The organism is Geomicrobium sediminis (assembly GCF_016908595.1).
GTDB classification, from domain to species: domain Bacteria; phylum Bacillota; class Bacilli; order Bacillales; family Marinococcaceae; genus Geomicrobium_A; species Geomicrobium_A sediminis.
This window is the reverse complement of sequence record NZ_JAFBEC010000018.1, coordinates 23455-35782: the sequence shown is the minus strand read 5'-3', so window position 1 is coordinate 35782 and position 12328 is coordinate 23455. Positions and strand designations below refer to the sequence as shown.

The 12328-nt window shown below is 41.4% G+C and carries 15 protein-coding genes and 1 pseudogene; 13 read left to right on the top strand and 3 right to left on the bottom strand.

The window, feature by feature from the left end; translation table 11 throughout:
- Positions 1 to 69: 69 nt before the first annotated feature.
- Entirely contained in the window at positions 70 to 501 is a 432-nt protein-coding gene (locus JOD17_RS19455) for a GNAT family N-acetyltransferase (protein ID WP_239575753.1), read from the top strand.
- Between the two features lie 53 nt (positions 502 to 554).
- Here JOD17_RS19455 and JOD17_RS19450 read toward each other — a convergent pair whose 3' ends face one another.
- Positions 555 to 791, bottom strand: coding sequence for a (4Fe-4S)-binding protein (locus JOD17_RS19450; RefSeq protein WP_204699636.1), 237 nt, complete (start codon positions 789 to 791; stop codon positions 555 to 557).
- 133 nt (positions 792 to 924) lie between these two features.
- On the opposite strand from JOD17_RS19450, the gene JOD17_RS19445 reads away from it, so the two are divergent.
- The 4 genes and pseudogenes from JOD17_RS19445 to JOD17_RS19430 form a co-directional block, all read left to right on the top strand.
- The gene (locus JOD17_RS19445; protein WP_204699635.1) at positions 925 to 1842 is read left to right on the top strand and encodes a phosphotransferase family protein; all 918 of its coding nucleotides are present in this window, start codon (positions 925 to 927) and stop codon (positions 1840 to 1842) included.
- Between the two features lie 4 nt (positions 1843 to 1846).
- Positions 1847 to 2302 carry a PH domain-containing protein gene (locus JOD17_RS19440; RefSeq protein ID WP_204699634.1) on the top strand — a complete coding sequence of 152 codons (456 nt, stop codon included), beginning with the start codon at positions 1847 to 1849 and terminating at the stop codon, positions 2300 to 2302.
- A gap of 154 nt (positions 2303 to 2456) precedes the next feature.
- On the top strand, positions 2457 to 2615 hold the full coding sequence (locus JOD17_RS19435) for a hypothetical protein (protein WP_204699633.1): 159 nt from the start codon (positions 2457 to 2459) through the stop codon (positions 2613 to 2615).
- Between the two features lie 784 nt (positions 2616 to 3399).
- Positions 3400 to 3777: pseudogene (locus tag JOD17_RS19430) on the top strand (ABC transporter permease); the annotation flags it as partial.
- Between the two features lie 149 nt (positions 3778 to 3926).
- Here the strand turns inward: JOD17_RS19430 and JOD17_RS19425 are convergent.
- Positions 3927 to 4160 (bottom strand): hypothetical protein, encoded by a 234-nt coding sequence (locus JOD17_RS19425; RefSeq protein ID WP_204699632.1) that lies wholly within the window; start codon positions 4158 to 4160, stop codon positions 3927 to 3929.
- 136 nt (positions 4161 to 4296) lie between these two features.
- Here JOD17_RS19425 and JOD17_RS19420 point away from each other — a divergent pair, with 136 nt between their 5' ends.
- On the top strand, positions 4297 to 4800 hold the full coding sequence (locus JOD17_RS19420) for a GNAT family N-acetyltransferase (protein ID WP_204699631.1): 504 nt from the start codon (positions 4297 to 4299) through the stop codon (positions 4798 to 4800).
- Positions 4801 to 5024: 224 nt separating this feature from the next.
- Here the strand turns inward: JOD17_RS19420 and JOD17_RS19415 are convergent, their stop codons facing one another.
- A complete protein-coding gene (locus tag JOD17_RS19415; RefSeq protein ID WP_152549394.1) occupies positions 5025 to 5165 on the bottom strand; it encodes a lmo0937 family membrane protein in 141 nt (46 codons plus the stop codon).
- Positions 5166 to 5317: 152 nt separating this feature from the next.
- On the opposite strand from JOD17_RS19415, the gene JOD17_RS19410 reads away from it, so the two are divergent.
- From JOD17_RS19410 to JOD17_RS19380, 7 genes are all read left to right on the top strand, one after another.
- Positions 5318 to 6637 (top strand): ArgE/DapE family deacylase, encoded by a 1320-nt coding sequence (locus JOD17_RS19410; protein ID WP_204699630.1) that lies wholly within the window; start codon positions 5318 to 5320, stop codon positions 6635 to 6637.
- Positions 6638 to 6887: 250 nt separating this feature from the next.
- Positions 6888 to 7979, top strand: a complete 1092-nt coding sequence (locus JOD17_RS19405; RefSeq protein WP_204699629.1) for an alkaline phosphatase — start codon at positions 6888 to 6890, stop codon at positions 7977 to 7979.
- Positions 7980 to 8128: 149 nt separating this feature from the next.
- On the top strand, positions 8129 to 9739 hold the full coding sequence (locus tag JOD17_RS19400; RefSeq protein WP_204699628.1) for a flavin-containing monooxygenase: 1611 nt from the start codon (positions 8129 to 8131) through the stop codon (positions 9737 to 9739).
- 89 nt (positions 9740 to 9828) lie between these two features.
- Positions 9829 to 10284, top strand: a complete 456-nt coding sequence (locus tag JOD17_RS19395) for a 2-thiouracil desulfurase family protein (RefSeq protein WP_204699662.1) — start codon at positions 9829 to 9831, stop codon at positions 10282 to 10284.
- Between the two features lie 91 nt (positions 10285 to 10375).
- Positions 10376 to 10531 carry a hypothetical protein gene (locus JOD17_RS19390; protein ID WP_204699627.1) on the top strand — a complete coding sequence of 52 codons (156 nt, stop codon included), beginning with the start codon at positions 10376 to 10378 and terminating at the stop codon, positions 10529 to 10531.
- Between the two features lie 59 nt (positions 10532 to 10590).
- Positions 10591 to 10920, top strand: a complete 330-nt coding sequence (locus JOD17_RS19385; protein WP_204699626.1) for an ATPase — start codon at positions 10591 to 10593, stop codon at positions 10918 to 10920.
- 118 nt (positions 10921 to 11038) lie between these two features.
- Positions 11039 to 12274 (top strand): MFS transporter, encoded by a 1236-nt coding sequence (locus JOD17_RS19380; protein WP_204699625.1) that lies wholly within the window; start codon positions 11039 to 11041, stop codon positions 12272 to 12274.
- Positions 12275 to 12328: the final 54 nt, after the last annotated feature.

Here is a 12328-nt window from a genome sequence, read left to right as displayed (position 1 = left end):
GAAAAGGGATGAAGTACCAATATGTTGAAATATAGTGGGAATGAAGCTACGTAGAAAAGAGGGATTCATTTGGAGGTTCGTCTGGCTACGATGAGTGATGTGAAATCAATGAGCGTGTTGCTCACTCAACTCGGTTATCCTACGTCGGTAAAGCAGATGAAAGAGCGGTTTGAACGAATTCAATCTCATGGTGATTATCGAACTTGGTTAGCGCTTGTTAATGGGGAAGTTGTTGGGTTAATTGCTGCAGTGAAGAGTTACTTTTATGAAAAAGACGGTGAGTACGTACGAATTGTTGCATTTGTCGTTGATGGGGAACACCGGGGCCAAGGCGTTGGGCAAAAGCTTATGCAAAGAGCTGAAGACTGGGCAACTAGTATAGGTGCGTGCACCATGGCGTTAAATAGTGGAGCAAAAGAGGAAAGAACAAATGCTCACGGGTATTATAAAAAAGCTGGATTTCTAGAAACGAATGTGGGCTTTACGAAAAGCATGAAGTGATGTTTTCGAAGAAAAAAGCCGCCACAGCTCGTAGCGACATTGTTTATTATTGTTTAATCGTCGTAACGGTATTGCAGTGCACCACTTGGACATAGCTTTACGGTACGCTCTACTTTTAATGCTGAAGCTTCATCGGGTGTAATCCAAGGTCTTTTCTTAGTGTCAAACACTTCAGGCGCGTTGCCAACACATTCTGCAGCGTGTTCACAAATCTCCTTATTGAAGTAGACGTTGATCTCTTCACCGTGGTATCGCTTAAAACCTCGCTCAAGTAATTGGTTGTCGCTCATCAAATCACCCTTATTTTTTGAATATTATCATATCAACATTGCTAGATTTATCCAACTGAAATGCACTTGAAGCGAGAATTGAATTGGAACGTGCTAGGCTAATATATACATAGACAGATTGAAGGTGGTCCAAATGAAATCATTTAAGAAGGACGTTTCAGATCAATGGGTGAACGCAATGGTGAAGGAACACTATCCTGATGCAGAACAATTCAAGAGAATTGATATCGGCGAGCTCAGTCGTGTTGATCAATTTATGACGAAAGAGAAGGTTTATGTTGCTCACATCCGAGAACATTCTGAGAGCTTTTACAAAGCGCGAGACGTGTACAATCGATATGGGACAAGGCTGCCAATCCCAAGAGTCATTGCGATTCATGATCATCAAGGAACGTATATGATGGTTAGTGAGAAACTAAACGGTGATCCGGTGTCTGCTTATCCACAACCTACGCAAGCAGATCTTGCTTCTCATCTCATTACGATCTTAGAATCTATGATTACGGTTCGCGACAATGACACGTTTGGTTGGATGAACCGAGGAGATAACAAGCGTTATCAAACGTGGCAAGACATGCTTGAGGGTTTCTTCATAGAAGAGAGCGAAGGTTTTTTTGCTAACTGGCGCACGATGTTTACAACAGGAGTGTTAGACAAAGAGGTGTTTGATGCAGGTTATGATAAGATGCTCGAACTAGCAAGTTATGCACCGAAACGACCGTTTCTCGTACACGGAGATTTCCATTTAGGAAATGTGGTCACAGATGGCACTGTAATTACTGGCATTGTCGATTGGGAAATGGCGATGTATGGCGACTTCTTATATGATGTTGCGAATCTTCATTTATGGTCACCAAACCTAGACTTTCCTGCAAAAGTAAAGCGGTACTTTGAAGAGGAAGGCGTAGAAATCCCGTATTTTAACGAGAGACTTCAAGCAAATTTATTGTGTCGATTACTGAATGGCCTACGTTTCTACGCTAAGCAAGAAAACCGTGACGGGTACCATCTTATGAAAAACACGTTGATGAAGCAATTAGACGAGGTGTAGTTATATGGATAAAGGATGTTCTGTAACGTTTCGTACGCGTACGTCTTACTCCGTCGGTTTGATGATGGCTTTAGCAATATCATTATTTTTGCCGATCATTCATCTGATCCTTAACGCTGAATTTGTTGCAGCGATTGTGATTACAGCAATCATCTTTCCAATCGTTCCTATATTTATTATTCATTATGAGGTTTGCGATGACACGTTGCGAATTCGATTTGGGTTTGTGATTAGAGCTATGTCGATTCCGATTGAAGACATTACAACGATTCAACCGACGAAAAGTCTGTTAAGTTCACCGGCGGCTTCACTTACGGATCGAATTGAATTGTCGAGGAAACATGGTGAGATGCCTGTCATTATCTCTCCGAAAGATCGAAATGGACTTTTAGATCAGCTCATCCAAATTCATTCGAAAATCGAATTGGATGAACGCCTAAATACTAACAAAAGCCGGTAACATAGGCATTTGGTTACTCACGTTGGCTTATTCAGGTTCGTACTATAGAGAAGCTAGAGAATAAGACATTCGTAACGAATTCGCTGAAAATTGTTTTTGTATAGCGTATTTAGGGTATCGGGTAGTACACAAAAAAATACTGAAGGTGTTGCCTATGACGAATCAAGAGGCAGTACTCGTTAAGAAACACCTTAACGACCTTATAACGTTCAGAGACAGTCAGACCTTTCAAAATGAATGCACTTATTTACCTATTCTAATCCAAGAAATTGAAGAGACACGACGGGTACTCACTGAGTATGGTTTCATTTGAAGCCATGCTCTTATTTGTGTTGTGATTAGAAATTAACGTACTCAAGGTGCAGGGGCAGAGATGCTAGATACTGTGGGCTCACACCTTTCAGATTAAGAGTTAAGTGAACTCACAGCTTATGATCTATCTATAGTAGCTTATGACAGTGAATACGCAACAATTAGCAGATTATAACTATCTTTTACTTCCCCAAGCTATAATAATTACACTCCTTATCGGTGCTAAAAGAAAACAGGACGCAAGTTAGACCATACCTGAAAAGGTGTGGTCTTTTTATAGGGGTAACGTAACATATTGTTGCCTCTTGACCTGCATATTTGCTAAAATAACTGTATAAACTAATAAAGCCCATCAGTGTGCGACCACTGACAGGCTAAATTAGAGGGAATAGGTTCACCAAGAACGGTGGGTTACTTATCCTCTAAATGATTCGGAAAAGTAGTTACCACAATTTTGGATGGTGGGGTGACTACTTTTTTCTGTTTTCGTCATTATTTTGGCTTCTTGAAATCGTATAGACTAGTGTTCCAACAGCTAAAGCTAGAAACAATGCTTCATACGTTACAACCATATTTACACCCCCTTCCCGATCTGTCATACAGACCTGAAAGGCAAGAGGATGTAAGCCACCATCCAACGGTAAATATTCCCTGTCTTCTAGTATAAGTCAAGAATAAGGGCATTGTAAGGGGATATTTCAAATGTGTGTGTAGAGTCTCATATGATATTATGAAGAGTGAACCATACTATTGTTCAACATGTCAAAAGTAGTCTCTGGTTATCTATCACGCTCATTACGTTAATTTCAATTGCGAACATCTTAAATACAATTTCAACAAGCATTGCACTTCGTAAACGAGAATTCGCCATGCTGAAATCAATGGGAATGATCCCTAAATCATTTAATAAAATGATTTACTTTGAAAGTGTTTTCTATGGCATAAAAGCTTTGGCGTACGGATTACCAATTAGCGGAATCATTATGTATGGCATCTATTTCACAAATCAAAATGCCTTTTCCTACGCATTTGAGTTACCTTGGACAGAAATTATCGCCGCTATCATCGGCGTGTTCATCATCGTAGCCATGGCGATGGCTTACTCCATGTCCAAAGTGAAGAAAAACAACATCATTGAAACGTTAAAACAAGAGAATATGTAACAGAATCCCCTCGTAGCGATTGATACGAGGGGATTTTTAGAAAGCTCAAGACTCGGGCCTGAAGGATCAAGGCTCTTACATTTTGGATCAATTCTGGCACAAGACGAGTCTCTTGCTAAATCACGTAAATCCACCTTAGCTAGCTATTTCTACATAGTCGAAGATACAATAGTCATCATGACGGCCATGATCGCGCCGATTCCAAAAGATCCTACTACGAGCCATTGCGGGGTTTTCTCCCGTCGTCTCTTTATTAAGAATTCTAGGATACTTACCGTGGCATAAATTGCTACAATCGGAAGTAGTAAGTTATCAAGAGTGATTGAACCACCTGTTGCGACCATTAATGTCACAAATAGCATTCCGTAGATGAGGACTGACATGAAGGCATGGCTTCTTGGCCCTAATACGCCTTCTCTTGTTTTAGCAGTAGTTTCAGTATTCATTAATTCTCACCTCTTACTTTTAGTGTACCTGAATTTATATCTTCTGAAAATTAGTGATGGGAGGAATACAGTCATGGGTATTCGACTTGCAATGGTTTCTGATGCGGTGTCCATCTATACCATTCAAAATGCAGTTATTAAAGAAGACAACGGCCTGATTACGAGCCCGTCAGAATGGAGAAAACAAGTGGACGATGTGGAGGAAGAGATTAATCAGACGATCATGAATGAGCGTGAAGTGATCTTTGTAGCTGTAGAAAATGAATCTTTGGTTGGATATATTTGGTGTCATTCTCCGAAGCCAGTTCGGTTACAGCATACAGCATCATTTGAAATGATGATCAGCAAAGAAAATCGAGGAAAAGGGTATGGTGAATCGCTCATTCAACATTTACTTTCTTGGGCAAAAGAAAACCCCTTTATAGAAAAAATCAGTTTAGGGGTACTCTCGTCAAATCACCATGCCATTCGCTTGTATGAACGGTTCGGATTTATTGAAGAAGGGCGCAAACGTAACGAATGGAAGCGTGGGCCGAATGAGTATGCGGATGATGTCCTGATGTATGTGTTTGTATAGAGGTGCACACCGACAGGTCTAGAAGGATTGGAGGAGGTGGGGATCATAAAAACCATATTTAATTACTTTTATGATGGGTTTTTGCGCCCCAAATAAAGGTTAAATCATTGAAATCTCACATAAACCTTTCCTTACAGGAAGATGGTCTTTTCTCGAACTTGAAATGACACACATAAAAAAACGAGCCAAACCTGGGCTCGTTTCTATAAATAATATGATTGCTGTTATCTTCTACCTGTTAGTAATTGGATAATAACGATAACCAATGCAACGACTAGTAAGAGGTGAACGAGCCCGCCACCGACACCGCCGATAAAACCGAGTAACCATAGAATTAAAATGATACCAATAATTGTCCAAAGCATGTGATTGGCTCCTTTGTGTTTATGTTATAACCTTACATTCCCTAGAGTTTCCCTAGTGAAACATCTAGTCTTTTTCTATTTTAAAAATAGGAGTTTTAGAGTAGAAGTAGCGGGAATGTTGTAGATGAGTATAGTTATTAGGGAGTGAGACCATGATTACAGCACAGAATACGAACGTAAATGAAATCCATAAAGAAATCGAAACTAGTTGGAATGAGCAACTTGAGTTTCTAAAAGAATTAATACGATATAAATCATTAAGTGGCGATGAACGACCGATACAACAATATATTGCCCATTACTTGCAAAATCAATTACACATGCACGTCGATCGGTTTCAACCAGACATTGAATCAATCGCTAAGCACCCTGGTTTTTCCCCGGTGGAGTGGGATTATGAGAATAGTGACGTTGTTGTTGGGAGTCACTATGGATCAGAAGGCGAAAATAATGCTTTGATTTTCCAAGGTCATACCGATGTGGTAAGTGCTGAGCCGGTTTCTCTCTGGAACACAGATCCTTATGAACCGACAGAGAAAGACGGTCGTTTATACGGGCGTGGTGCTGCAGATATGAAAGCAGGATTAGCGGCGATGGTCTTTGCGTACCGTGCCATTCAAAAAGCAGGCTATCAGCCGAAGTCGAATGTAATGCTCCAATTTGTTCCGGATGAAGAACGAACAGGTAATGGGGCATTAGCTGCATTAGAGGCGGGGTACACAGGAAAAGCCGCTTTAATTCCTGAGCCGTTCGGGTTAAAGGCGGCTTATGCTCAAGTTGGAAGCATGTGGTTTAGAGTTCGCTACGATACAGTTCGGAGTACACAAGATGGACATGTTCAATGCAATGCAATTGAAAAAGGACAAGTGATTATTGATGCCTTAAAACAGTTTGTCCGTCACTTAAACGGACAAGTAACTCATCCAGCTTTTAAAGATCAAGAAGAACCGATTGAAATGAACATTGGCAAATTTCATTCAGGAGACTTTGAATCAAATGAACCTGTCGTTGGAACGATTGAAGGTCGAATTGGTCTCGTACCAGGAGAAACCGTTAAAGAGCGTAAAGAATCAATGCGCGCCTTTTTACGGGAAGCTTTACAATCAGACGACTGGTTCTGTGATCACCTTCCTCACATTGAATTTTATGGATTTCACGCTGAGCCGACAGAAAGTGATGATCAATCGCAATTATTCCAAGCGCTAGATCACGCTCATGAAGAAGTGATCGGAGGTCAACCGAAGCGACGCACGTTGCCTTCAACGACAGATGCCCGTTTCTTCCAGTTGTATTATGATAGCGATGCGATTTGCTATGGTCCAGAAGGAGGGAACTTCCATGAAATCGATGAGTGGGTTGATTTAGAGAGTGTGAAGCAAGTGACAAAGGTTTATGCGAATTTATTAAGTTCGTGGTGTGGGTTAGAAAAGATTAGTGAAGCGACTGCTGAAGAAGTCGATGTGAGCAAGTAAGGCGGACCATTATGGTTCGTCTTTTTTTTATAGTTATGTTTACCACTCATTAACACAATTAACATTCGTGATGATCATTGTACTAGTTTACTCTGATAAAGTTCATGGCAATCGACTGACCGTACAGGAATATTAGCCTTAGGAAAGTCTCATTTTGAACGGTCTACGGAACATTTATCTTTCTCCAATATGAGATTAACGTTCACTTGTTACGCTAACTGTGACAACACAAACATTGGAGGGATTCGGGATGAAAAAGTGGATGGTTAGTTCCGTAGTGGCTACAGCTGTTTTGGCAGGGCTTGGAGATGTGAGTGAGCAGGCTGAAGCACAAGGGGAAGCGAAAAATGTAATTTTTATGATTCCTGATGGGTATTCATCTGGCTATGCTAGTGTCTACCGAGCGTTTAAAGAAGAAGGAATTCCAGCTTGGGATGAGCACCAAGTCGGCCACATGATGACACATTCTGCGAACAACCGTGTCACAGACTCTGCGGCAGCGGGAACAGCGATGGCAACTGGAGTAAAAACGAATAACGGTGTCATTGGCTTAAATCCAGAAGGAGAGCGTGTGCAGACAGTTCTTGAAGCAGCAAAAGACTCAGGAAGATCTACCGGGTTAGTGGCGACATCAACGATCACTCATGCGACTCCAGCAGCGTTTGCGTCTCATGTTTCCAATCGGAACAATGAAATGGAAATTGCTAATCAGTTTTACAATCAAGATATTGATGTGTTACTCGGTGGAGGAGAAAGCTATTTCTTACCGAAAAGTGAAGGTGGCCACCAATACTTAATGAACTACATGAAACGTTTTGAACGTGATGGGTATGAGATTGCCCGAAATGCAGAGCAGTTACAATCTGCGAATAGTGACCGAGTTGTCGGGTTATTCGCAAACAACGCAATGGCTCCTGAACGGGATCGTCATGAAACAGATGAACCTTCTCTTCAAGAGATGACAGAGGCTGCGCTAAGTGCGCTTGATCAGAACGATGATGGCTTCTTCCTCATGGTAGAAGGGAGTCAAATTGACTGGGCAGGTCATGCAAACGATTATGATTGGGCGATGACCGATACTGAAGCATTTGAAGCGGCGTATATCGAGGCAATTGAATTTGCGAAAGAAGATGAAGAAACGCTTGTTGTGATGGCGAGTGACCATGATACGGGTGGTTTAGCACTTGATGGCAATGACAACCCGGTCTGGAGCACAACAAATCATACTGGAGTTGATGTTCCAGTCTACAGCTTTGGACCAGGCAGTGAACAATTCGGTGGATTGATGGACAATACTGATTTACCTAAAATGATAGCAAATGCGTTAGACATAGAATTATAAGATCTTCTAAAAAAAGTCGTGTGGACGGGCATTCAGAATCCACATGGCTTTTTTGTCGTTGTTCAGCTCATTCGCCGTAAAAAACAGGAAAATAACAGATAAATGGATAATAAGTTAAAGAATAGAAATCTAGTTGGGAGGATCACAAGATGTCAGAACAAACGCATCAAACAGATTATGAAGTTCTAGTTGTTGGGGCAGGGTTTTCAGGATTGTATGCGGTTTATCGATTTCGTGAGGCTGGGTTAACCGTGCAAGGGTTTGAGCGAGCGGAGGATGTTGGTGGGGTGTGGCATTGGAATCGTTATCCTGGGGCGAAATGCGATTCCGAAAGCATCTACTACAATTTCACTTTCTCAGAAGATCTTTACCGAAAGTGGACGTGGTCATCACGGTTTGCTTCTCAAAAAGAAATATTAAGTTACTTACACTTTGTTGCAGAAGAGCTGGACGTAAAAAAGCATTTCCAGTTTCAGCGAGAAGTCGTGGCTGCATTTTATGATGATGTGAACGAGTTGTGGAAAGTTCATTTTAGTGACGATGTCACTGTGACAGCAAAGTATTTCATTGCGGCAACAGGCTGCTTATCCAAAGCGAATGTTCCACCGATTTCAGGGATTGATCAGTTTGAGGGGGAATGGTATCACACGGGTGATTGGCCAATTGAGGAAGTAGACTTTAAAGATCAAGACGTAGCAGTCATTGGGACAGGATCGAGCGGAGTGCAAGCGATTCCGGTGATTGCAAAAGAGGCCAAGTCGTTGACGGTGTTTCAACGTACGCCGCAATATGCAGTGCCCGCGAACAATTACGTGTATGAGCATGACTACATCGACAGCGTAAAGAACGATAGAAGTTCAATCCGTGAATTAATGTATTCGACTCGTCTTGGCATGCCTACGGACCGGCGCGAAGTGTCTGCTCTTGATGAAACAAAAGAACAGCGTGAAGCGGTTTATGAAAATGCATGGACCAAAGGCGGGTTTGTTTTTCCAACCGCGTATAATGATTTGTTAATAAGCGAAGAATCCAACGCAACGGCAGCGAGCTTTATTCGGAACAAAATTCGCTCGACTGTGCAAGATGAAGATGTTGCAGAGCAGTTATGTCCGGAGTATTACTATGCTGCAAAGCGGCCAATCTTTGATAGTGGATATTATGAGACCTTTAATCAACCACACGTCACGCTCGTGGACGTGAAACAAGAACCGATTGAAGTGCTCACAAAAACGGGGATCCAAACGACAAAGACGCTTTATGACTTTGATAAGATCGTCTTCGCAACAGGGTACGACGGAATCACAGGGTCTTTGTTTAAGATGAATATTCACGGGCGTAACGGTCAATCACTTCAAGAGCATTGGCAAAACGGCGAGGCCGTGCAAACGTACTTAGGAGTTGCAACAAATGATTTTCCTAATTTCTTCATGATTACAGGACCTCAAAGCCCTTCGGTTCTCATGAACATGCCGGTTGCTATTGAACAACATGTAGATTTCATTACGGACTTGATTTTGAATACGAGAGAAAAAGGGAGTACGAACATTGAGGTCGTTCAAGCTGCGGTGTCGAATTGGAGTAAAGAATGCAAGACGATTGCGGACTACACGTTATACGTAAAAACGGATTCTTGGTATACTGGTACGAATATTGAAAATCGCAAAAGCCGCTTTCCGATTTTTGTCGGTGGCTTTCCGATGTTTAAGCAGATCTGTGATCAAGTCATTCAAAACGAATTCGAAGGATTTGTGGTGAGCTAAGCAGACAAGATCTGGGACAACGACCTCTGTGATCTGTTCGGTTGCAGAGGTTAAGTTGTGCGTGTAAACGAACGAGGGGTGATGAGATGATTGTTGTTGTGAGTGCTTGTTTAGCCGGGATGCCGGTTCGCTATGATGGCCAACATAAAGGTCATGAGTTGATTCAACAGTGGCTTAGTGAGAAGAAAGCGATCCCGGTATGCCCGGAATTGCTTGGGGGATTACAGACACCAAGGGAACCTGCGGAAATCGTAGGTGGAACAGGGGATGACGTACTCGAGGGATGTGCACAAGTCATCGACAGAAAAGGAAATGATGTGAGTGATCAATTTATAGCAGGTGCTTATAAAACGTTAAGTAAGATTCAAGAACTAGATGCCAGCCTCGTTATTCTAAAAGAAGACAGCCCGTCGTGCGGGAGTCGGTCGATCTATAGCGGATCATTCAATGGTGAGAAAATTCAAGGCAATGGTGTCACTGCAGCTCTTTTGAAAAAGCATGGGATTGAGGTTTGTTCTGAACATGAGCTCGTAAACATGGGATGAAGAATACGAGCGACAAAAAATGAGTCTGAATAACTCCTTTGAAGTTAACGTCATGCATATGACGGGTATAGATTCTAAAGGAGGAATTAGAATGGGATTCGAGTGGATCGGTTTGTTTGCAATCTTGTTGTACATCGCTTTTTTTGCCGCTGGTGCAGTTGTTGCTTACTTTGTCATTCGCATTGCAGTGAAACATGGCGTGAGAGATGCCCAGCATGAATTGAAGAAACAACCGCCAGGAGTTTAGCAATAGTTATTGAACATATTTCGTAAGGAAGTGACTTTGCATTCATAGGAGTGTTACCGGTGTTGGCAGAAATTATGCTTGTGGTTGGTATTGCTTTACTCACCTTGACTGCAATTACGTATGCTTACAAAGGTGAAGAGAAAGTAGATAAAGGTTTTACGCTGAATTATCATCGTTTATCGTATCGAAGGAAGTTTATACGCACATTCTGGATGACACCGTTCATTATTTTTACGATTTTTTTCATTTTTATGTTATCGACTTGGGGAGTTGAAATTGATATTCTTATTATTTCAATGTTAATAATTTCTCACGTCTTTCAGTTAATCTACACGTACATCAAATGGAAAAGATCCGAATCTGAAGAACATGAGTTACATCATGAATGACCTGGAGCTTCGCATTTGCGTGGCTTATTTTTTTGACAAATTATTGAAATTATTGAATTGGACAAGGAGATTCGGATTCACTAACGGAAAGGGTTATCAACTGAAACGGTAAGGTGGGATGTTTTTGCAAAGAGATGACTGGAAACCACGTTTTCTGTTGCTATCTACGTTAGGAATTTCAAGTGTTGGTGATTTTATTTACCTTGTGGCAATTAATCTATTCGTCTTTCAACTGACGGGTTCTGCAGCGGCTGTTGCAACGCTTTGGTTAATCGGACCTTTAACGAATATGATTGCGAAGTTCTGGACGGGTAGCTTTATTGACGATCGTAGTAAACGGAAAGTGATGATGGTTACATACGTATGCCGAGCGGTTTTTGTGGCGTGTATTCCCTTAGCGCCTAATCTTTTTGTCGTTTATTTGATCTTGGTTTTACTTAGTGTTGCACGTGCGTTTTATCACCCTGCTTCAATAACATTTGTCACGATGACAGTACCTAAAGAGAAGCGCAAAAAGTTCAACTCGTTACGATCTCTGTTTACATCAAGCGCAGGTATTATTGGACCGGCAATTGGTGGAGCGTTAATTATGCTTACGACGGTACAACTTACGTTTTGGATTAATGTCTCTTTTTTCCTCATTGCTGCATTCCTCCTTTGGCTAATGCCAGACAATGAGAAGCGAGAGAAAGAGAAGATTCCTACACTAACCATTGCGCAAGTCATTCAAGATTTTCGAGTCGTACAGTCGTTTATGAAACAACAACGTTATGTTGCGTTCATTTACATGAGTTTTATTTTGTTAATGACATTTACGTTTGCGATGGATGCTCAAGAAGTCGTGTTCACTCAACAAGTCATTGGGCTGAGTGAATTTGAATACAGTCTATTAATTAGCTTAACAGGCATTGGTGCGATTGCTGGTGGTCTAGTATTAACGATGATTTCAAAACACCTCTCCATTCGAGTAATGATTGTTATGGGACTCTTGTTGACGATTAGCGGGTACGGCATTTACGCGTTGTCGTGGTCGTTTTTGTCGGTCACTGTAGGCTTTATGATTCTCGGATTTTTTAATGCATTTCTATATGCAGGGATGATAACTTTTTATCAAAACAATGTACCCGTCGAGATGATGGGGAGGGTGACGAGTATTTATGATTTAATTCAAAGTGCTAGCCAGATTTTGCTCATTTTTATGCTCGGGTTGTTTGCGGATTTGTTTTCATTACGAGCTACATTAATCGTTTTCGTGAGTATCATGGCAATCGGTGCAATTGGCTTCTCCATCGCAATTTTGAACAAGCAAAAAGATCCCCTATTTTCTGAACAAGAAGATCACCGTTCAGCATAACTTATGATAGAATAAGGGAGGTCTAAAGTTCTAATTATCATTAATTTTCAATGA